This is a genomic window from Tolypothrix tenuis PCC 7101 (assembly GCF_963874875.1).
Taxonomy (GTDB): Bacteria; Cyanobacteriota; Cyanobacteriia; order Cyanobacteriales; family Nostocaceae; genus Aulosira; species Aulosira tenue.
The window spans coordinates 2,878,284-2,897,745 of sequence record NZ_CAWNJS010000001.1; the positions used below are offsets into that span (position 1 = coordinate 2,878,284).

General features: G+C 41.2%; 25 protein-coding genes and 1 pseudogene. 11 read left to right on the forward strand and 15 right to left on the reverse strand.

The features are described from left to right. Window positions 1–6 precede the first annotated feature (6 nt). Window positions 7–141, forward strand: coding sequence for a hypothetical protein (locus tag AACU25_RS11800; RefSeq protein WP_321206590.1), 135 nt, complete (start codon window positions 7–9; stop codon window positions 139–141). On the opposite strand, the gene AACU25_RS11805 is transcribed toward AACU25_RS11800, so the two are convergent. Further along, on the reverse strand, window positions 138–953 hold the full coding sequence (locus AACU25_RS11805; RefSeq protein ID WP_096583674.1) for a nitrilase-related carbon-nitrogen hydrolase: 816 nt from the start codon (window positions 951–953) through the stop codon (window positions 138–140). The genes AACU25_RS11800 and AACU25_RS11805 overlap by 4 nt on opposite strands. A 528-nt stretch (window positions 954–1,481) precedes the next feature. Between AACU25_RS11805 and AACU25_RS11810 the strand changes: the two genes are divergently transcribed. Then, window positions 1,482–2,075 carry a MarC family protein gene (locus AACU25_RS11810; RefSeq protein WP_096583676.1) on the forward strand — a complete coding sequence of 198 codons (594 nt, stop codon included), beginning with the start codon at window positions 1,482–1,484 and terminating at the stop codon, window positions 2,073–2,075. A 127-nt stretch (window positions 2,076–2,202) separates the two neighbouring features. On the opposite strand, the gene AACU25_RS11815 is transcribed toward AACU25_RS11810, so the two are convergent. Continuing rightward, window positions 2,203–2,397, reverse strand: coding sequence for a hypothetical protein (locus AACU25_RS11815; RefSeq protein ID WP_096575802.1), 195 nt, complete (start codon window positions 2,395–2,397; stop codon window positions 2,203–2,205). 48 nt (window positions 2,398–2,445) lie between these two features. Here AACU25_RS11815 and AACU25_RS11820 point away from each other — a divergent pair, with 48 nt between their 5' ends. From AACU25_RS11820 to AACU25_RS11845, 6 genes are all read left to right on the forward strand, one after another. Next, the gene (locus tag AACU25_RS11820) at window positions 2,446–2,568 is read left to right on the forward strand and encodes a hypothetical protein (protein WP_321206589.1); all 123 of its coding nucleotides are present in this window, start codon (window positions 2,446–2,448) and stop codon (window positions 2,566–2,568) included. Between the two features lie 427 nt (window positions 2,569–2,995). Beyond that, window positions 2,996–3,739 (forward strand): tetratricopeptide repeat protein, encoded by a 744-nt coding sequence (locus AACU25_RS11825; RefSeq protein WP_096575804.1) that lies wholly within the window; start codon window positions 2,996–2,998, stop codon window positions 3,737–3,739. Window positions 3,740–3,827: 88 nt separating this feature from the next. Further along, window positions 3,828–4,703: an SDR family oxidoreductase gene (locus tag AACU25_RS11830; protein WP_096575806.1), complete on the forward strand. Its 876-nt coding sequence runs from the start codon at window positions 3,828–3,830 to the stop codon at window positions 4,701–4,703. Between the two features lie 606 nt (window positions 4,704–5,309). Then, window positions 5,310–6,683 carry an amino acid permease gene (locus tag AACU25_RS11835; protein WP_096583678.1) on the forward strand — a complete coding sequence of 458 codons (1,374 nt, stop codon included), beginning with the start codon at window positions 5,310–5,312 and terminating at the stop codon, window positions 6,681–6,683. A gap of 181 nt (window positions 6,684–6,864) precedes the next feature. After that, entirely contained in the window at window positions 6,865–7,482 is a 618-nt protein-coding gene (locus tag AACU25_RS11840; protein WP_096575808.1) for an SAM-dependent methyltransferase, read from the forward strand. 125 nt (window positions 7,483–7,607) lie between these two features. Continuing rightward, entirely contained in the window at window positions 7,608–8,417 is an 810-nt protein-coding gene (locus tag AACU25_RS11845) for an SDR family oxidoreductase (RefSeq protein WP_096575810.1), read from the forward strand. 164 nt (window positions 8,418–8,581) lie between these two features. Here the strand turns inward: AACU25_RS11845 and AACU25_RS11850 are convergent, their stop codons facing one another. From AACU25_RS11850 to AACU25_RS11910, 13 genes and pseudogenes are all read right to left on the reverse strand, one after another. Next, complete coding sequence (locus AACU25_RS11850; protein ID WP_096575812.1) at window positions 8,582–9,400, reverse strand: HEAT repeat domain-containing protein; 819 nt, start codon at window positions 9,398–9,400, stop codon at window positions 8,582–8,584. Window positions 9,401–9,451: 51 nt separating this feature from the next. Next, the gene (locus AACU25_RS11855; RefSeq protein ID WP_096575814.1) at window positions 9,452–10,282 is read right to left on the reverse strand and encodes a HEAT repeat domain-containing protein; all 831 of its coding nucleotides are present in this window, start codon (window positions 10,280–10,282) and stop codon (window positions 9,452–9,454) included. Window positions 10,283–10,408: 126 nt separating this feature from the next. Beyond that, a complete protein-coding gene (cpcA, locus tag AACU25_RS11860) occupies window positions 10,409–10,897 on the reverse strand; it encodes a phycocyanin subunit alpha (RefSeq protein ID WP_045870462.1) in 489 nt (162 codons plus the stop codon). Window positions 10,898–11,001: 104 nt separating this feature from the next. After that, the gene (locus tag AACU25_RS11865) at window positions 11,002–11,520 is read right to left on the reverse strand and encodes a phycocyanin subunit beta (protein WP_045870461.1); all 519 of its coding nucleotides are present in this window, start codon (window positions 11,518–11,520) and stop codon (window positions 11,002–11,004) included. Between the two features lie 742 nt (window positions 11,521–12,262). Next, window positions 12,263–12,469 carry a hypothetical protein gene (locus AACU25_RS11870; protein ID WP_096575816.1) on the reverse strand — a complete coding sequence of 69 codons (207 nt, stop codon included), beginning with the start codon at window positions 12,467–12,469 and terminating at the stop codon, window positions 12,263–12,265. A gap of 412 nt (window positions 12,470–12,881) precedes the next feature. After that, window positions 12,882–13,100: pseudogene (locus AACU25_RS11875) on the reverse strand (phycobilisome linker polypeptide); the annotation flags it as partial. A gap of 14 nt (window positions 13,101–13,114) precedes the next feature. Then, window positions 13,115–13,987, reverse strand: a complete 873-nt coding sequence (locus AACU25_RS11880) for a phycobilisome linker polypeptide (RefSeq protein ID WP_096575820.1) — start codon at window positions 13,985–13,987, stop codon at window positions 13,115–13,117. 47 nt (window positions 13,988–14,034) lie between these two features. Further along, a complete protein-coding gene (locus AACU25_RS11885; RefSeq protein ID WP_096575822.1) occupies window positions 14,035–14,844 on the reverse strand; it encodes a phycobilisome linker polypeptide in 810 nt (269 codons plus the stop codon). A 112-nt stretch (window positions 14,845–14,956) separates the two neighbouring features. Continuing rightward, window positions 14,957–15,445, reverse strand: a complete 489-nt coding sequence (gene cpcA, locus AACU25_RS11890; RefSeq protein ID WP_045870456.1) for a phycocyanin subunit alpha — start codon at window positions 15,443–15,445, stop codon at window positions 14,957–14,959. A 69-nt stretch (window positions 15,446–15,514) separates the two neighbouring features. After that, a complete protein-coding gene (locus AACU25_RS11895; protein WP_096575824.1) occupies window positions 15,515–16,033 on the reverse strand; it encodes a phycocyanin subunit beta in 519 nt (172 codons plus the stop codon). Window positions 16,034–16,833: 800 nt separating this feature from the next. After that, window positions 16,834–17,577: a phycocyanobilin:ferredoxin oxidoreductase gene (locus AACU25_RS11900; RefSeq protein WP_096575826.1), complete on the reverse strand. Its 744-nt coding sequence runs from the start codon at window positions 17,575–17,577 to the stop codon at window positions 16,834–16,836. A 165-nt stretch (window positions 17,578–17,742) separates the two neighbouring features. Further along, window positions 17,743–18,051 (reverse strand): type II toxin-antitoxin system RelE/ParE family toxin, encoded by a 309-nt coding sequence (locus tag AACU25_RS11905; protein WP_096575828.1) that lies wholly within the window; start codon window positions 18,049–18,051, stop codon window positions 17,743–17,745. Next, window positions 18,048–18,278 (reverse strand): addiction module protein, encoded by a 231-nt coding sequence (locus AACU25_RS11910; protein WP_096575830.1) that lies wholly within the window; start codon window positions 18,276–18,278, stop codon window positions 18,048–18,050. Before AACU25_RS11910 ends, AACU25_RS11905 begins: the two co-directional genes overlap by 4 nt. Window positions 18,279–18,459: 181 nt before the next feature. Between AACU25_RS11910 and AACU25_RS11915 the strand changes: the two genes are divergently transcribed. Genes AACU25_RS11915 through AACU25_RS11925 form a run of 3 tightly spaced genes read left to right on the forward strand, consistent with a single transcriptional unit; the run spans window position 18,460 to window position 19,461 of the window. Continuing rightward, window positions 18,460–18,690: an antitoxin of toxin-antitoxin stability system gene (locus AACU25_RS11915; RefSeq protein ID WP_096575832.1), complete on the forward strand. Its 231-nt coding sequence runs from the start codon at window positions 18,460–18,462 to the stop codon at window positions 18,688–18,690. Continuing rightward, window positions 18,687–19,073, forward strand: a complete 387-nt coding sequence (locus tag AACU25_RS11920; RefSeq protein WP_096575834.1) for a type II toxin-antitoxin system VapC family toxin — start codon at window positions 18,687–18,689, stop codon at window positions 19,071–19,073. The genes AACU25_RS11915 and AACU25_RS11920 overlap by 4 nt, the downstream gene beginning before the upstream one ends. Beyond that, complete coding sequence (locus AACU25_RS11925) at window positions 19,051–19,461, forward strand: hypothetical protein (protein WP_096575836.1); 411 nt, start codon at window positions 19,051–19,053, stop codon at window positions 19,459–19,461. Before AACU25_RS11920 ends, AACU25_RS11925 begins: the two co-directional genes overlap by 23 nt. Window position 19,462: the final 1 nt, after the last annotated feature.

The window sequence follows — 19,462 nt, forward strand, 5'->3', positions numbered from 1 at the left end:
ACACCAATGGCTATATTGCCCACCCCACAAGTATTTTTTGGTAAGGAACTTCCAGAAATTAAATTATCTAATTGTGAAAGCGAAGACCATAATTTGATTCTTCCTCCTCTGCATCCTCTGCAAACGTTTATTATCGATTAGTTGAATACGCGATGTTGCAAAGAAGGCATTTGACGGCGGACTTGTTCTAAACGAGTGGGTCTAATTTCAGCGATCGCAATTCCGGGTTTCTCTCCGGCATCAGCTAAAATCGTACCCCAAGGGTCGATAATCATGGCGTGTCCGTGGGTTTGTCTTCTGGCGTAATGAGTACCTGTTTGCGCGGGAGCAATGACATAACAGGTGTTTTCAATTGCTCTGGCTTGGAGTAATGTTTGCCAATGATCTTTACCAGTAAAGGCTGTAAAGGCAGCCGGGACAAATATCACATCGGCTCCTTTATCTGCTAGGTGTCTGTACAATTCTGGGAAGCGGACATCATAGCAAATCGAAAGTCCCAAATTACCCAAATTTTCGGAAAAATACACAGGTGGTAGCTGCGTTCCAGCCATGACTGTGCTTGATTCTTGATAGGTGTTACCATCTGGGACGTTGACATCAAATAGATGTACTTTGTAATAGCGAGAAAGTTCTTGACCGTTGGAGTCTACAAGTATAGTTGTGTTATAAAATTTGCCTGTGTTCTCTACGGGAACTGGAAAACTACCCCCCAGAATGGTGACTTGAAAGCGCTGGGCCATTTTTTTGAGAAATATTTCGCTTTCCCGTGCGATCGCTTCTGCTTGTGCAAGTTTGTCTTTTTCTTCCCCCATAAAAGAAAAGTTTTCTGGCAAACTCACCAATTCAGCACCCCGACGCACGGCAAGTTCAATTAATTCTTCTGCCTGTGCTAAGTTTTTGTATAAATCAGGCACACTGGTTAATTGGATAGCAGCTGCTAAATAAGGCTTCATAGATTCCACAAACAGTAAATATGTGCGAGGTAGATTCTCAAATATATCGTTACCAGAGGCAGCGGAAAAGCCCACAAGTTCTAGGGATAAGATGACAGTTGTTTTGGCAACTGTAGGGCTGAGGAAATACCAATAAATTCATTATCTAGCAATTAGGGTAAGGGCGCTTCGTTAGCAGTATGCCTGACTCAAAGTCTTGCTAGCCATTGGGTTTGAGATTTTTATTTTTTTTAATTACAAGTCATTTAGTGAAATATGCATCTTTATTACTTTTGTTTAAGTAATTGATATAGGACTTACGCAAGTGTCACATTTTTTTCGTTTAGGCTGTCCAGGGTCAAGGGTCAAATGTCCAAAAAACTGAATTTTTGACCCTTGACTCTTGACTCTTAAACCAGAAGATGGGTGTACCAGTTGCATAAGTCCTGTGATAATAACCTGTCTACATTTCAATCTTTCTCTGGATGATAGAAAATAGGACACATTTCAAGGTAGGTTGTTATCAAACCTTGATAAATGCGGTCTACTGTGGATACCTCAGCTCTCGTTCAAACATTTATTGCTGTATTTGTGCTAGCAGATGCGGTAGGTAATATACCCATAGTGCTGATTTTGACCAAAGGTATGACCCCAGAAGAAAGAAACAGAGTCATAGATAAAGCGATTGTCGTTGCGATCGCAGTTCTGTTACTTTTTGTGTTCACTGGGCAATTAATCTTGACTTATCTGGAAATCAGCATGGCATCTTTGCGAGTAGCTGGGGGACTATTGTTGCTGTTAGTTGCTTTGCAAATGTTGCGGGGAGAATTAGATACGCCCATTTTAGAAGAAGGGCGTGATGTTGCAATTACGCCTTTAGCTTTACCATTACTAGCCGGGCCGGGAACTTTAACAACAGTCATGTTATTAACCTCACAATCGCAACTACCGTATCTCGGTGTAGTTTTAGGTATTGTATCGGCAATGTTCATTAGTTGGTTAATTCTGCGTTTGGGAACCTATATCGACAAGTGGATTGGTGCTGAAGGTGGGGTAATTATCACTCAGTTGTTTGGGTTTCTCTTAGCGGCGCTAGCGGTAGAAATTGGTAGTACAGGAATACGCGAATTATTCTTGAAATAAATACTTGGAAATAGGTTTTTTATTGCTGAATACGGCACTATTTTTATCTATAGCACAGTTGTGAAAAATATCTGTTTTGGCTGTTGACTGTCAACGGTTAACAGTCAACAAACCAGCTTGTAATATTTCACAAATCATTTAGGATTGCTATAGCCTTCACCACCATGTTGAACAATTGTAAGAATTGTTGATTACTTTCAGTCACTGGAACAGTAATTGTGACTCCTCCACCGATTATATGGTTGATTTCGCTATTGTGTAGCTCATCAATATAATCAAGATTATCTCTTTGATGTAAGTTGGCAATTTTGATATTAGCCATCTGTTAAATTCCTCCATGAGTTTATCGCCCTAAACCGCAAGGCTTGGAGTGAATCTGGAAATTGCTAATTCCTTACTTTTATGTTTTGCGATCGCACTCGAAAATTCAAGTTTGACAGGTGAATTGAATAGACAAAACTTTACCAGTATTGTCTGCAAAACTTATCAATAAATAATGTTGAGTCAGCTTGTATTCAATAATTTTTGTCGGGTGCTAGTGCTTATCTATAACTCATAAGCTATATAAGGATGAATTAAAAGAATTTATTGTTCAGTCTTATTTAGGTGATACGAATTCCGAATTTTGAATTTTGACTAAGCTCGTAAGTGGCAGAATATAGCTTTAATACTAATAGTTATAGAGATAATAAAGGTCTTTAAGCATCAATTTCAGCATAGCTACTGAAAAATTCAAATAATTCAGGTTTTATACTTATAAATTCTATTGTCACACCTCAATATGGTATATTTTGGTTATCTTTGTGCAAAAATTAAATTTAAATAAATCAAATAAAAAGTTTATAAAATTCGTGTACTTTGATACTATATTTTAAGAGAAATAAGTTTTAGCATCATCTTATGAATTCTGTAGGTACAGCATGGTCTTACGGCGCTGCTTAGTTGCCTCTAGCTTTATCACTTTCTCTACATTTGGCTGTGGTAATTGGGCAAATTCAACAGCAAATAACACCACACAAGTTGTACAAGAAAGTAATATTTCCCAACAGCTAATTGGTACACAATCTCCACAAAAGGCGGCAGAATTTTTAAAGCAAGCTAATAGCTTACTAGATGCACGTCGTTATCAAGATGCGATCGCAGCATTCGATCAAGCGATCGCAATTGAACCGAACATTCCCGAGGCTTGGATTAATCGAGGTAATGCGCTAACGTCTTTACAGCTTTACAAAGAAGCGATCGCATCCTACGATCGGGCGCTGGCTTTAAAGCCTGACAAAGATGTCGCTTGGTATAATCGGGGCAACGCTTTAACCTCATTGCGACTCTACAAAGATGCGATAGTAGCCTACGATCGAGCGATCGCTCTCCAGCCGAAAAAATCCGAAGCTTGGATCAACCGAGGAATAGTCCTGACAAAACTGCAAAGTTACGCCGAAGGTTTGAAATCCTACGACACTGCGATCGCGATTCAGCCCAATATGCACCAGGCATATTACAATAAGGCTTGCTCTTATGGTTTGCAAGGCAATGTAGACCAAGCAATTCAAAACCTAGACAAGGCAATCAAGCTGGCTCCTGATAAATATAAAAAATTGGCGAAAACTGATACAGATTTGAATAAATTACGTAGCGATCAAAGATTTCAACAGATGATTAAATAGTTAATGTAGGGGAGCCAGTTAATGTAGGGTGTGTTGTCACGTAGCGCAACACACCACCAACATTTTAAGGTAATTAATATTAATCCATATGAAAAAATTATTAATCACTGGAGCCAGTGGCTTTTTAGGATGGCATATTTGCCAGCTAGCAAAGCCAGAATGGGAAGTTCATGGTACTTATTTTACTAATTCTTTAGAAATACCTGGCATCAAAACCTTAAAAGTTAATTTAACAGATTTTCAAGAATTAAAGCAAATATTTAATGATATAAAACCAGCAGCCGTAATTCATACTGCTGCCCTTTCTCAACCAAACTTTTGTCAAAACCATCCTCAAGAATCATCCGCAATTAATGTCACCGCATCCTGCAATATAGCTGGACTTTGTGCTGATTATGCAATTCCTTGTGCTTTTACCTCAACTGATTTAGTATTTGACGGCTTAAATGCTCCCTATAAAGAAACAGATTCTGTAAGTCCTTTAAGTATTTATGGTGAGCAAAAAGTTCAGGCAGAGACAGGGATGTTAGAACGATATCCGCATACAGCAATATGCCGTATGCCTTTAATGTTCGGCATGGCAACACCTACAGCAAAAAGCTTCATACAGCCATTCATAGAAACATTACAAGCTGGCAAAGAATTAAGTTTATTTATCGATGAATTTCGCACTCCAGTAAGTGGTAAAACGGCGGCTCGAGGACTGTTATTAGCATTAGAAAAAGTCCAAGGTTTGATTCACTTGGGCGGTAAAGAAAGAATTTCGCGTTACGATTTTATGCGTCAATTAGTAGAGGTATTTAAAATTCCCAATGCTCAACTTAAAGGCTGCCGTCAAGAAGATATCAAAATGGCAGCACCTAGACCAAAAGATGTGTCTTTAAATAGTTATAAAGCATTGACATTAGGTTATCAACCATTATCTATCAAAGAAGAATTAGCAGCCTTATACCCATTCAAATAATGTTTGTGACACATCAATAATATTTGAGAGGGCACTGCACTGCAGTGCTTCTATAATCTGTTGCAATACTTGTCGCTTAAGGGAAAAAGGGGAAGGGGAAAAGGGGCAAAAAAACCTTTAAGCCTTACCCTTTCATACCATTTCACGAAATGCCTGATACAAATGATTAATCTCTAATTCTTTCCCCCTGCCCCCTGCTCCCTGCCCCCTTGCTGCCTATTTGTATCAATCTTAAAGTGAAACGGTATCACCTGTTCCCTCATAATTATTGAGATTGTTGTCACTTTTAAATCACATTTGCTTGTCAAACTGAAATAAACGCAGATTTCAAAAGTAAGTAGGACGGCGAAATTCAAGATAACTGGCTGAGACTGTCATTCTGAGACAGTTCTGATGCCTGTGGCAAGGCGCTCAGACTTGGCGCTTTGTCATTGGTAAATCTTTCTAGCCTATTTACGTTTATGAACATAGTTTATTTGATTTCCACCGACTTACTTAATTATCAATGAAGAAACTTAAATTTTCGGCTTGATGTTAGCAATAGCGCTCTTTGAATCGTACTGCTAAGTGTTGCATAAGCTCAAATTACTATTCGTGGGAACTAATGTGAAGAGACAACAAAACTACAGCAATTTACAAGAACGTACCCCTATAGCCGCAGTTGCAGCACCAAAGCAATCATTAGCTTTATTAGATGCTGTGGCGCTGATTGTGGGAATTGTCATCGGTGCAGGAATTTTTCAAACTCCGGCATTTGTTGCAGCGAATGCAGGTAGCGATATCAATGTCTTACTGCTGTGGTTACTTGGTGGTGTGGTTTCTTTGGTTGGGGCATTGTGCTACGCAGAATTAGCAACAACTTACCCTGATGTTGGAGGAACTTACTATTATTTGAAACGTGCTTTTGGACGTTCAGTTGCTTTTCTGTTTGCCTGGGCAAGAATGACAGTAATTCAAACTGGTTCTATTGTCTTACTGGCGTTTGTTTTTGGGGATTATTTCTCTGGGTTATGGCTGCTAGGGCCTTATTCTTCTTCCATTTATGCGGCGATCGCAATTATCCTGCTGACAGGTTTGAATATTCTCGGTTTATACCCTGGTAAATGGACGCAAAACTGGCTGACTGCGGCGAAAATACTCGGTTTACTCCTAGTGGTAATGATTGGAGTTGCTGCTAATAACCCTACAACTCTGCCAACTCCTACCACCTCCACAACTCCAACAAACTGGGGATTGGCAATGGTATTTGTCTTGCTGTCCTTTGGTGGCTGGAATGAAGCGGCTTATATCTCAGCCGAAATTAAAAATAGACGGCGCAATATGGTGCGATCGCTAGTTTGGAGCATTGGTATCATCACCACTATTTATCTGCTCATTAATTTGGCATATTTACGGGGTCTAGGATTAGCAGGAATGGCTAAGTCTGAAGCTGTCGCCGCTTCTTTAATGGATCGGACTGTGGGGACATCTGGAGCTTTATTTCTGAGTATTTTGGTAGCAATTTGTACTCTAGGAGCAATTAACGCCACCATTTTGACAGGCGCACGCAGTAATTACGCCCTAGGGCAGGATTTCGCGATGTTTTCCTTCATGGGAGGTTGGCAACAACAAAAGGAAACGCCCACTCAAGCCTTAATTATGCAAGGTGCGATCGCTCTATCGCTGGTGTTTTTAGGCACAATCACCCGTAATGGCTTTGAAACAATGGTGGAATACACCGCACCAGTATTTTGGTTTTTCTTCCTACTGTCTGCAATTTCATTATTTGTTTTACGCCAACGAGATGCTCAAATCAATAGACCTTTTCAAGTGCCATTTTATCCTTGGATTCCCTTGCTGTTTTGCATTATTTGTGGCTACTTGCTTTACTCCAGTTTGGCTTATACAGGCATAGGGGCAATAGCCGGGGTTTTAGTTGTCGGCGCAGGTATTCCCTTGTTGCTGTGGAATAATTACCGACAACGTTCTTTAAGAGAGTAGCGATAAATAGACAGGGGGAAAGTTACAAAATTCATCTGCATAAATTGGTGAATTTTTTGGATAAATTTCCCTGAACACTCAAGCAATCTTCAAGTTTCCGGCTCTATTAACTTGTGAATAAAATTTGCATTTTCTATCTTATTTTTTGCTGGAATAATTAACAGTTACAAAGGAGAAAATCATGAAATTACAAAGAATTGCGCTTTTACTCATCACCAGCATTAGTGTTGCTAGTTTGGGTGTAGCTGGATGCACCACAGTAAGAGATTTTGAAGCAGATGCCCAAACTTCTACTCCTACTACTACCCCAGTACAACAAGTAGAAACCGATGTTCCCTATGTCCCTACTCCACAGCCTGTAGTGGATGCGATGTTAAAGCTAGCAAAAGTGAATAGTAATGATGTCATTTATGACTTAGGTAGCGGCGATGGTAGAATCCCCATTACAGCAGCACAGAAATATGGGGCGCGTGGTGTTGGTATAGATATTGATCCACAACGCGTGCAAGAAGCAAAACAAAATCTCCAAAGTGCCAATGTAGGCGATCGCGTTGAGTTCCGCCAACAAGATTTATTTCAAACAGATTTAAGCCCAGCTTCGGTAGTTACTCTCTATTTACTACCAGATATCAATTTAAAACTCAGACCCAAGTTATTCAAAGAACTTAAACCAGGTACCCGCATTGTTTCTCACGCTTTTGATATGGGCGATTGGAAACCTCAACAAGTGCAACAAGTTGACGGTAAAACTATTTACCTCTGGGTAGTTCCAGAAAATGTCCCTGCTAACCTGCAGTAATTAGTCACAATCATTTAGTTTGTCCGCAGTTTTTGTAGGGTGGATACGAAATTTTAGTAGTCTCCATCCTATGATGGCGGCGTTTTTTTAGTTAATAGGAATCTTTGTAGAAGGAAGGAATTACTATGAAAGGATTAAAAGGTAAAAATGTTTTAATTACCGGAGCGAGTTCGGGTATTGGTCAAGCAATCGCTATTCGCCTAGCTCAAGAAGGATGTAACATCGCCATTAATTACCGCAAAAGTTTGGAAGAAGCGGAAGATACGGAAGAAATGGCGATGCAAAAAGCTTGTGGAGATATTAACAATTGCAGTGTTCAATCATTACCAATTCAAGGCGATGTTTCTCAAGAAGCAGACATCATTGAAATGGTAAATACCGTTATCGAAAAATTTGGTAGTTTAGATATTTTAATTAATAATGCGGGAATTCAAAAAGAATGCCCTTCCCATGAGTTAACAACAGCAGATTTTGACCAAGTATTAGCAGTAAACTTGCGGGGTGCTTACCTCTGCGCTCGTGAGGCAATTAAATATTATCTTTCACAAAACCGTTCTGGTGTAATCATCAATATTTCTAGCGTTCATGAAGTTATTCCCAGACCAATGTATGTCAGTTATTCTATTAGCAAAGGTGGGATGGAAAATCTTACTAAAACTTTAGCTTTAGAATATGCAAACCGAGGTATTCGTGTTAATGCTATTGCACCAGGAGCCACAATTACACCTATTAATGAAGCTTGGACTGACGACCCTGAAAAAAAGGCTGTTGTAGAAAGTCATATTCCGATGAATCGTGCGGGGACTGCGGAAGAAATGGCGGCTGCGGTGGCTTTTTTAGCTTCTGATGAAGCAGCATACATCACAGGTCAAACGCTGTTTATTGATGGGGGATTAACTCTATATGCCGATTTTCGGGAAGCTTGGTCTGCGTAGGGACTTCCAACTAAAAAATATAATACTGCTCCTTCTTCTCTTTACGTGAGATCATAATTAATTAGCTTGAACCAAAAATTAACTCGCACTACACCTTTAAGAAGTTAGTATGGGCTAATTTCTGATTCAAGCGAAAATTCCGGACTGAAATTTTGATGAGAAAATTATTCATCCGAATGTTGAGCGATCGCTACTGCCAGTTGTTCATAACGACGTGGATCGCCTTCAGCAAAGACTAACCGCTCTTGCCCTTTGCGTCCATAAAGCTCTTCCATAATCTTCTGCCAGTCCATAGAGGACAAGGGAGAAGGGCGATTGTCTGTATCTTGGGTGGGAATAGTTGCTGTTTTCTGGAGTTCTTGCTGTGCCATTAAGACACGGGCACGTACTGGCCAACTCTCTTCTTTAGCAGCAATTTGCTCAAAATTTGACAGAATTTGCGATCGCCAATCTGGATGACTCACAGCAATTGCGTTAGCAAGGAACTGTAAGCCGACAATGGCTGAATAGCGTACCACCCACTCTTCATCTTCTTGAGCTACAAATAGCAAAGCTTCCATTGCCTCTGCTTGGGCAATTTCTAGCAGTTCCTCTGGGAACCAATGCCATTTCATCATTCCTAATCCCTTGGCTGCTGCCCGCCGAACACTCAGGGCAAAGTCAGCGGTGGCTGCACCTAACAAGGTGACTAATCCTCTAGGATCGCCAATTCCTGCTAGGGTGCGGATTGCCCAAGATCTGGCTGTGTAGTTATGCATATCGAGCAGTTCTAACAGAGATGGAACTGCTGGTTCGCCAATTTGGATTAACCCATCGACAGCTGCAACTGCTGCACCCGGATTGTTATAGCTTAAAGCAGCAATTAGGGTAGGAATAGCTCCTTCTAAACGGGCTGCAGCTAGGTTTTTGACAGCTTCTTGTAAAAGGATAGAAGAATTTGCGTCTTCTACTGCACGAATTAGAGTGTTGAGGGAATCAGGCATGGGGAAGAAGAGAAGCGATAAGTTCTACCTTTTCCATTTTCGCTCTTTCTGCTACAGTAACGCATCCATTAATTGCATCACTTTAATTGCACCAGGGGATAAATCTTCTGGTTTTGTCGGTTGCAATTGCTTTTCGAGTAAACCTTTGAGAGATATTAACTTTAAGCTGTTTTCTGCTAGGGTATCAGCGATCGCTTCTGCTGCTGGTAAATAGCCAATCGCCCCTAAATCTGAAAGTACTGCCCGACGTAGTTGCAAATCATCTTGAGCAAGTGCGTGTATTAGGCGATCGCCATACTGATTGTAACCTGCTGTTGATTCCGAGGTTAGCTGATACATGGCCCTGGCTGCGGCATACTGAATCCGAGGCACGGGGTGATCTAAAAATTCTTGAATAATGGGAATTGCATCGCTTGCCCCCAAGGTTCCCAATGCCTCTATGATGGCATCGAAGGGTTGGGCTAGTTGGGGTGGCTCTGGTGCTGGTAGGGTTCCCGGAACTTGATCGTTGAGTAATTCGATTAGCCTGGGAATGCTGGATGAGTCGCCTAACATCTCTAGAGATTGGGCTGCAGCTTCGCGCACATAGAAATCAGAACATTCCAGTGCTTTAATTAATGAGGGAACGGCTCGCTGTTCTCCTAATTTTCCTAATGCTCTGGCTGCATTGCGTCGCAGGGGATAGCCACCGGCATTAGTGCGATCGTCTTCGTCTTCTAATGCTTGAATCAACACATCAATCGCTTCTGGAGCATCAACTCGAAACCGCCCTAACCACCAAGCCGCATACACGCGCAATCCTAAATCTTCACCTTGGAGATTAGCGATCGCTTGTTCTACAGTTAATTGGTTATCGTCCTGGATATTAGCTGCGTTTTCCACTTTCTGTTCCTGTTTCCTATTCCCTGTTCCCTCTGACAAATGCCTATACATAACAATGCCCGGAGAGGTAAACAATCACTAACTTCTGTCAGTCATTGTATACCCCTCCGGGCAACAACATCTCAACTAGCTTAATGCGTTGATAGCGTAGTCGATGTAGGAGTTTGCTTCAACAGCAGGATCTCCACTTAAACCGTGGTTAGCTTTGATGTATTTCAAAGCTTCAACATACCAGCTGGGAGATAGATCAAATGTGCGGTTGATTTCAGCAATACCACCAATTAGGTAATCATCCAATGGGCCTGTACCACCAACAACTAGGCAGTAGGTAACCATCCGCAAGTAGTAGCCGATGTCACGAACGCACTTGTCTTTGCCTGTTTGAGTAGAAGCAAAGTTGGGGCCGTTTTGGCTGGTGGTGTAGGGGAATTTGCTGTAAACAGCATTAGCAGCACCAGAAGCCAAGCTAGAAGCCTTTTCGGTTAATGCTTTTGCAGCAGCCAAGCTAGCAGAAGCTTGACGGAAACGACCAAATGCGGTTTGGATTTCGGTGGAGCTCAGGAAGCGTCCTTGGGAATCAGCAGCAGCTACTGCTTCGGTCAAAGGGGTTTTCATGATCAGATTTTCTCCCAATAATCTTTTTTGATGAAATAGCTTTTAGCAATCGTTTCAGTTATCTAAATATCTGAAACCGCTCAAAAAATAGATGATATAGCTGATTAAGCAACAGCAGAAGCAGCCTTATCGAAGTAGCTTGCAACTTCAGCCATTAAGCTGGCGCAATCGCCTCTGGTAATACCATTGGTGTCGCCTGCGATCGCTAGAGCAGCATCTTTCATCTTTTGAACGCCAACTGCTACGGAAGAACCGGGAGTTCCTAGCGCCAAGTAGGTTTCTTTTAAACCGTTGAGGCAGCGATCGTCTAGAACGCTTGCATCACCTGCGAAGATTGCATAGGTAACGTAGCGTAAGATGATTTCCATGTCACGCAAGCAAGCAGCCATACGACGGCTGGTGTAAGCGTTACCACCAGGAGCAATCAACTGAGGCTGTTCTGCAAATAGAGAACGAGCTGCATTTGCCACAATTGTGGAGGAGTTGCCGGTAATACGGTTAACAACGTCCATGCGCTTGTTGCCATCAGCAACCAAAGCACTGAGAGCATCTATTTGAGAACCACTCAGGTATTCACCTCGAGCGTCAGCTTGGGAGACTACTTTTGCAAATGCGTCTAACATACACTCAATTTCCTAATTAGTTTAGTCGAGTATGGCTTGGATTAGGTTAAAACCCAGTTTGATAGAGCTAGGCAATACAGCTGCCCCAGTAGCCCGATCAACTAAAAGCAGTAGCTTTAATCACTGCTGAAACCTTCCGCTTATTCCCTTAAGGAAATTTGAAAGATTTTTTAATTCTTAAACAATTGAAAAACTTCACTCATTTAAGATGGATGGAAAATCTGCTTCTTTTCTGTGAAGCTTTCCATTCCTTGTTTATACTATATCGTTGGATCGTTTGTTTATTACGAATTGTCAACATAGTTATATTGTGAGGCTGAAATCCTTAACCCATAAGGGTTTTACCTTTATTAACAAAATTTCTATTGCTTAACACTTATTAATCAATACTCGGTCGCTTTGACTTTCCAGTTATGGCAGCGTAGCCAGATACCCTTGATTTTCAGCCCAATTCAAAATGATAGCTGAAATTAAGAAGTATTAAGGAACTGAGTTTTTACGTTACATTCTCTGGGCTATTTTGCTTGGTTAATGAGTTTCACAATTATGAAACTATGCAGAATCTCCACAAACTGCTTACTTCTGCACCAACAGCTTCAGGCTGAGTGAGAGAATGCGATCGCTCTTCCTGAGTTGGGCTGTACAAGCATCTATAACAGAATTCATTAAATGATTTTTCTGTTCCTCGTTCCCTATTCCCTATCTCCAAAACTCAATTTAATCATGCAACATTAATTAATGATTAAGATTTAGTAGCAGTCCAACCTTTCTTGATCAATGCCAAAAAGGTAGTAATACCTTTAGAGAATCCTTGAGGATCAGGCAGAACATACTCTGGAAAATCTTCATAAGGTCGCCACTCTTCAGATGAATTATGCCGCAGGTACAATACTCGCTCGTCTCCTTCTAATTTCCAGAGCATTTCACCGCCAGTTGGTATTTCAGACATGGCTTTATCCTGTTTTGCAAACAAATATACTCATAAGGATTGTCCAGAGTCAAAAGTCAAAAGTCCAAGCTTATCCTTAACTCTTAACGACCCAAACAAGATGTAGGTGCAATTTAAAGGTGCATCAGCTGAGAAATTGCGCTTCTAGCCAATAGTGCTTGGTTAAGGATTTTAAACTCTTAATTTGGTTTGGGGAAAAGGTCAAAGGGTAAGGGTTAAAGGTCTTTTCTTTCCCCCTTTTCCCTTAACCTTTTCCCCTTTCACCGACAAGTATCGGGCCTATGTCAACATCAATAAAAACAGGCGTGAAAAATTTTAATTTTCCACGCCCGCAGATATCATAGATGATTGCTGTTATCTTTCCGATGCATTTTCAGTTTTCCGATGCATCTTCAGTTGCATTTTCACCTGCAGGACGGATGTTAACAATTTTGCCGCCTAAGCGGGTGATGCGACGCATCTCTTCATTCATCCGGCTGTAAGGGACTTGAATCTCAATCGTGCTGCTATTGCGAATCTGATAACGATTGTTATCGGTTTGCTCGTTCTGACGCAATCCTTCTACTTCGTAAACAAAGACGCGATTGTCTGAACCGGAACTAGATCTTCTGGTCAATACAGAACCTAACATAATAGTTCTATCTCCTATTGTGCAAAAGTAATGCTAGCGACCTTACCACCCAGCTTATTGATTTGCTGAAGGGTATTAGATAGCTGTTCGTAGGGGACAATGAACTCTTTGTTGCTACGACGAACTTTTGGATATCTTGGCAAACTGATACCCGTAACTTCGATTCTGTAGAGGCGTGGGGTTGAGCCTTGAGAGGATCTACCAAAGGTACGGCTGGGTGCAGTTCCTTGTTTGGAAGGTAGGTAAGACCAACCTTGAGTACCACCAGAAGGTGCGATAATCGCAGTTGCGCTATTTGTAGCTAAGTCAGAGGCGAGACGAGAGCTGCTACCTGCTAGCTGAGAGCGATCGCTATTCGCATAACCACGGTAAAGGCGGAACATACGGGTAAAACCAACAGTTCTTTGACCAACACCTGTGGTTACTAAGTCCCGATAGTAGGGAACTATGGAATCTCCAAAATAGGTATCATATTCAGCAGAATCTATATAGGAATCGATGTCTGCGTCGAACCCTTGATTTTGGTAGCGATCGAGATGCTCAATCACTTCCGACTCATCGTAAGGAGCTCGTCCCAACAAATGCTTAAAGTTCAATTCAATTACCCGAGTTTGAAAATGTGGGTAAAGAAACTTTGTTTTGTATAATTCTGATTTAGCTACTGCGCGGACAAAGTCTCTGACGCTCAGTTTACCATTGGTCAACAACGACTCTAAGCTGATGAGACGTTCTGACTCCATCAAGTAGTCGTTACCTAATACCTGACGATAGACTGCCTTAATAACAATCTTGGCATCTTCTGATGTCCAGTTTGGACGCAGTTCAATAGGACTTGTTTGGTCAAAAGCTGTAGTTCCCAAACGAGATGCTGCGGATGTAATTGGCACGAATAGCTCTCCTTGTAGACTTTTTGATGTGGCAAATTTGATTCAGTTTAGGCAGGAGAAATATTAACTACGCGGCTACCTCGCTGATTCAGTCTTTGCAGAGTTGGTGAAAGTTGGTCGTAACTGACCAAATACTCTTTCATACTACGTCTGATTTGAGTAGTACGCCCTCTATCTGCTTGGATGACACGTACTCGGTAAAGCTGTCCGCGATCGCCTCCGACTACACCAGTCAGTCCCTTACCAAAGTTAGGAGTCTGAATGCTGCTAGCCAAATTCATTGCTAGATCTTGGGTTAACCAAGCAGACTTGTTTTTACCTTGGGAGCGATCGCTATTAGCATATCCCCGATAAATCTGAAACATCCGGTTGAAGCCTACTGTCTTTTGTCCCGGTTGAGTTTCAAATCCCCGATAATGAGGAACAATCGCTTCGCCAAAGCTTTCTTGATATTCGACTGAATCAATATATGAATTGATTTCTGCCTCGTATCCTTTTTCTGTATAAAGGTTGACGTGGTAAGAAATCTCTGATTCGTCGTAGGGCGCACGACCAAGCAGATGCTTGTAGTTCAGTTCGATAAAGCGGACTTGAGGCGTAGAGTAAAAGAACTTTTGGCGATATAGTTCAGATTGTGCCAATAACCGCACAAACTCTCTGACGCTAATGTTACCCTGTTGCAATAGCGATTCTGCACTGGTGAGGCGTTCGCTTTGCATTACATGGTCATTGCCAAACACTTGACGATAAGCAGCATGAATCACTGCTGGTACGTCACTACTAGCTCTCAATTCTGTGGGAGCTGTGCTAGCAAACGGTTCAAATCCTAGCTGACGGGCCGCCGTGGAACTAGTCATGACTGAATCTCCTGAATTTCAATCAGAAAAAACATGCCCAGAACCCCATAAAACTGCCCATGCTAGAAATTAGCATCCACAGCCTTTAGTTGTTCTGGGCAAAAGGAACACCCTAGCTTAGGGCGTTGATTGCGTAGTCAATGTAGGAGTTTGCTTCAACAGCAGGGTCACCACTCAAACCATGATTAGCTTTGATGTACTTGAGAGCTTCAACGTACCAGCTGGGAGACAGATCAAAGGTGCGGTTGATTTCTGCCAAACCACCAATTAGGTAGTCATCTAGAGGGCCTGTACCACCAGCAACTAGACAGTAGGTAACGATGCGAATGTAGTAACCGATGTCGCGTGCACACTTGTCTTTACCGCGTTGGTCAGAAGCGAAGTTCTTACCTTGCATTTGGGTGGTGTAGGGGAATTTTTGGTAAACTGCGTTAGCAGCACCTTGAGCCAAGCTGTTAGCTTTGCTGCTTAATGCTTTAGCTGCATCTAAGCTAGCAGATGCTTGACGGAAACGACCAAAAGCAACTTGAAGTTCTGTGGAGCTCAAAAACCGACCTTGGGAATCTGCGGTAGCTACGGCTTCGGTTAAAGGTGTTTTCATGCTGATTATTCTCTCAACAAATATGTAAAGTTGTGCGTCAGAAAGTAGAAATAATTAAGTAGCGATGTACTAGCCAACTGCAGCAGCAGCGCGATCGAAGTAGCTACCCAATTCAGCCATTAAGGAGCTACAGTCACCACGGGTAACACCGCTGGGGTCGTTAGCAATAGCGATCGCAGCTTCTTTCATCTTTTGAACGCCAGTAGCTACGGAAGCGCCGGGAACGCCTAATGCTTGATATGTTTCACGGAGACCGTTCAAGCAGCGATCGTCTAAAACGCTAGCATCACCTGCAAATACTGCGTAGGTTACATAGCGTAAGATGATTTCCATGTCGCGTAAGCAAGCTGCCATACGACGGTTGGTGTAAGCATTACCACCAGGTGCAATCAACTGGGGTTGCTCTTCAAATAAAGCGCGAGCTGCATTGGCAACGATTGTGGAGGCATTGCCGGTAATGCGGTTAACAACATCCATGCGCTTAGAACCAGCAGCAACCATATCTTTCAATGCATCGATTTCTGCATCGCTAATGTATGCGCCTCTAGTATCAGCCTGGGAAACTACTTTGGTAAAAGCGTCAAGCATTCCAGCATCTCCTAAAAATATTACTATGCTGTGGATTCAAACTAGGTTCAAAATCTGATCGCTTGATGGGGATGAGTATAGTTACTGACTTTTTAGATGTTGCCGTTATGAGCAACCAGCACAATAGTCGCCAGGAAATTTCATTCGCTTGGCAAATGGGGTAAAATTACCCCTAATTCTGTTAGCTAGTTTTCAGTGACTAACGGTACAGCTATAAATCAATACTGCTATTATCCACAAACAACTTATTTCTTAAAGGCTCACAAGCCTAGATTAATGAAATGGCTGTTCATCAATTTTTCAGATACCGAACTTTCTCTATTGAGGGCAGAGCGTTCAGCGGTTTTTTGAACCTGAAATTGATTAAAGCAATCCGTTTGTGCAAATTTTGTGCAAATTTAAATGTGTCTTCAGATAATTAGTTAAAAAATATTAAGCAAATGCTGAAACCCTTTGATAGCAAGGATTGTTTATATTTTCGTTTTGTCTTTAGACTTAAATTATAGTTACAAACAGTTACATTTAGATACATTGTTTGGAAAGCAAAACTTTATTACTCGCAAAATTAAGTTTCGGAACTTAATTCTTACAATTCTTTACATTCATGCATAAGCGGAAAAGCAGCAGATTTTGTGATGTATTGATGCGTTAATGCGATCGCTTGTATGTCAGTTTAATTTATTAAATAATTCTTAAGCAAGGCAAACATCGAACAAATGTTTGATAAGTAATTCCAGACAGCAAAAATTACCAGGAAGGCAATAGCAATCCTGGTTTGACAAATTTCATTGAATTTAGTTTTAAGCTACATAGTCAAAAAGCATAGTTGTCATGTAGCGATCTGCCCATTCTTTACCGAAAGACTTTTCCAAAACGCGCCGTGTTTTATCATTTTGCTGCTGTTTTGTACAGTAATTGCGTTGTCCTGCCAAAACTCTAGAGATATCAAGATTGGATGTTAAAGGTGTCTCTGATGCAGCAATCTGACAATGAATCGTTAAATATTCGCGAACGCGGTTGTGAAATTTTTCTTCTTCTTCAGCATTTTCTGGGCGCACAAACAGGCAAAATTGCGAGAAAATATCGCCCCAAGGCGGTAAAGCCCGTGGTTCAGAAAACTCAATTTCCGGTAAAGCAGACAAATGCTGATAATAGCGTGACGGTAGACTGCGATCACTACTGATAGGAGACAAATCCGCGATCGCAGCACTAATCAACCCACCTTTCCCGCCTACCAAATCTGTACCAAACATGGGAATCGGGTATTCAGGATTGGGGAACATCACACAGTGCAGAATATCTAAACCATTGCCAACCTGCGCTAATTCTAGATGCAGTTTGCGAAATTGCGGAGCTTGGTAACAATGATTTTCAATGATCAGCCGTTCGCCTTCCAAATGTCCCTCGACATAGCCTAAACCTTCTGGGACAGAGTAAGGGGAGATATCCAGGTATTTTTGCCAAATTTCTTCAATCGAATCCGCCAACCTGTGGATTAGGGGATGCTGGCGATTTCTCAACGACGCTTCCATAGACTTCAACATACGCTTCTCTTTGAGTATAGGATTAACCTACCTTGGCGTATAGCCTGTGCAATATCTGTGCAATTTGCAGATAGGGGTATCGGGTTAAACAATTTGGGATTTTAGATTCAGCCCATACCTTAGATTGAGCTACTCCCATTGAGAATTATAGATTTGGCAGAAATTTTACTCGGTTTCCAGATTTCTTTGTTTCCAATAATTTGGTTTGCGCTTACTATGTGCGATCGCAATTACCCAAATCACTGCTTCCAACTCTGTATAAAAAATTATATAGGGAAAACGTTGAATAGTATAACGACGGATTCCTGCAATTTTGTGTGGGGTTCCTAAATTAGGATTTTGTTGAATTTTCAGAATAACTGTTTCCACTTCAGATAGTAAATCTAGTCCCAAGCCTACTTTTTGAGCTTCATAGTAAGCTATGGCAGCATCAAGCTCTTTTCTAGCTTCGGTGTGGATAACAATAAACTTCACGAATACTTTTCTCGTAATTCAGAAAACACTTGAGATGATGGTTCTCCAATAGCTGTTTTGCAATTAATATCTTGCAACCTTTGGTTTAATTCTGTATCCCAAGCGATTTCTAGATTATCATCTATCTCTTCATCTAGAGAATGAATTAAAAAGTAGGCGATTTCAGCACGTTCTTTTGCAGAAAGTTGAGAAAGTTCGAGTTTAAGTTTTTCTGCAGTCTCACTCATACTTTGGAGTCTCCCTAAGAATTATAAAATCGGCTCAATTATCCGATCGTAGCTGCTTTATCGGTAAAATGCGATCGCGGTGATTCTAGAATATTTGTAAAATTAAGCAAGAGTCATGGCTTCGTCAAAGCTTTCTTTGTGACATACGCCGCGAATGGCTAAAATACAGCAGTATAAAACAATGACACGAATTCCATTACAAGAAGCTCAACTGCGGTTACCCGAACTTATTGCTAGTTTACAACCTGGTGAAGAAGTGGAAATTTTTTCTGGTAATCGCACTGTCGCCAGATTGATTGGCGAACTTCAACCACTCCGCAAGCCTCGTCAGCCTGGTAGTGCAATTGGAACCTTAACTATTCTTTCAGAAGACGAAACTCATTTGGAAGACTTTCACGAGTATATGCCATGAAGTTTTTGCTTGATACTCAGGCATTTCTGTGGTTTGTACTTAATGATCGCGCCCTTAGCCAAATTGCCTGTGATTTAATTGTCGATCCCTTCAATGACATCTTGCTCAGTCCTGCTTCCTATTGGGAAATTGCCATTAAAGTTAGTATTGGTAAGTATGAAATTCCTGGCGATTTTGCAACGTGGATAGAGCATCAAATCCAAGTTAATGAATTAGAAATTTTACCAATAAAAGTTTCTCATGTAGCTGCGCTTGTAACTCTCCCATTCCATCATAAAGATCCTTTTGATCGGCTTTTGGTTGCCCAAGCACTCACAGAAGAAATTCCCATCATTAGCGTTGATGCAATATTAGATAATTATGCAGTTACTCGTTACTGGTAAGTACGATAACCTGCTGTTAGTTGTGGTGCGATCCCTATCTATGGCTGGCTACGCCTACGCAAAAGCTATTTCTGATACTACAATTGCTATTTCTGATAATACAATTGCTGTTTTTTATACTACATTTGCTACTTTTGCGATCGCAAAAGCTGTTTTCGATACTACAATTGCTATTTCTGATAATACAATTGCTGTTTTTTATACTACATTTGCTACTTTTGCGATCGCAAAAGCTGTTTTCGATACTACAATTGCTATTTCTGATAATACAATTGCCGTTTTTTATACTACAATTGCTATTTCAGGAGTCGCCAAAATAGCTTTTGAGACAAAATTTACTATTTTGGCGATGCTAGGCAAAGAGCCGAGAATGTCAGTTCAAAGTTAAA

Bases quoted from the DNA above. Each gene is read 5' to 3' on its own strand.
- AACU25_RS11800 (WP_321206590.1), top strand. From the start codon at position 7: ATGGCTATATTGCCCACCCCACAAGTATTTTTTGGTAAGGAACTTCCA.
- AACU25_RS11805 (WP_096583674.1), bottom strand. From the start codon at position 953: ATGAAGCCTTATTTAGCAGCTGCTATCCAATTAACCAGTGTGCCTGAT.
- AACU25_RS11815 (WP_096575802.1), bottom strand. From the start codon at position 2,397: ATGGCTAATATCAAAATTGCCAACTTACATCAAAGAGATAATCTTGAT.
- AACU25_RS11825 (WP_096575804.1), top strand. From the start codon at position 2,996: ATGGTCTTACGGCGCTGCTTAGTTGCCTCTAGCTTTATCACTTTCTCT.
- AACU25_RS11830 (WP_096575806.1), top strand. From the start codon at position 3,828: ATGAAAAAATTATTAATCACTGGAGCCAGTGGCTTTTTAGGATGGCAT.
- AACU25_RS11840 (WP_096575808.1), top strand. From the start codon at position 6,865: ATGAAATTACAAAGAATTGCGCTTTTACTCATCACCAGCATTAGTGTT.
- AACU25_RS11845 (WP_096575810.1), top strand. From the start codon at position 7,608: ATGAAAGGATTAAAAGGTAAAAATGTTTTAATTACCGGAGCGAGTTCG.
- AACU25_RS11850 (WP_096575812.1), bottom strand. From the start codon at position 9,400: ATGCCTGATTCCCTCAACACTCTAATTCGTGCAGTAGAAGACGCAAAT.
- cpcA (WP_045870462.1), bottom strand. From the start codon at position 10,897: ATGAAAACCCCTTTGACCGAAGCAGTAGCTGCTGCTGATTCCCAAGGA.
- AACU25_RS11865 (WP_045870461.1), bottom strand. From the start codon at position 11,520: ATGTTAGACGCATTTGCAAAAGTAGTCTCCCAAGCTGACGCTCGAGGT.
- AACU25_RS11870 (WP_096575816.1), bottom strand. From the start codon at position 12,469: ATGTCTGAAATACCAACTGGCGGTGAAATGCTCTGGAAATTAGAAGGA.
- AACU25_RS11885 (WP_096575822.1), bottom strand. From the start codon at position 14,844: ATGACTAGTTCCACGGCGGCCCGTCAGCTAGGATTTGAACCGTTTGCT.
- cpcA (WP_045870456.1), bottom strand. From the start codon at position 15,445: ATGAAAACACCTTTAACCGAAGCCGTAGCTACCGCAGATTCCCAAGGT.
- AACU25_RS11895 (WP_096575824.1), bottom strand. From the start codon at position 16,033: ATGCTTGACGCTTTTACCAAAGTAGTTTCCCAGGCTGATACTAGAGGC.
- AACU25_RS11900 (WP_096575826.1), bottom strand. From the start codon at position 17,577: ATGTTGAAGTCTATGGAAGCGTCGTTGAGAAATCGCCAGCATCCCCTA.
- AACU25_RS11910 (WP_096575830.1), bottom strand. From the start codon at position 18,278: ATGAGTGAGACTGCAGAAAAACTTAAACTCGAACTTTCTCAACTTTCT.
- AACU25_RS11915 (WP_096575832.1), top strand. From the start codon at position 18,460: ATGACACGAATTCCATTACAAGAAGCTCAACTGCGGTTACCCGAACTT.
- AACU25_RS11920 (WP_096575834.1), top strand. From the start codon at position 18,687: ATGAAGTTTTTGCTTGATACTCAGGCATTTCTGTGGTTTGTACTTAAT.
- AACU25_RS11925 (WP_096575836.1), top strand. From the start codon at position 19,051: ATGCAGTTACTCGTTACTGGTAAGTACGATAACCTGCTGTTAGTTGTG.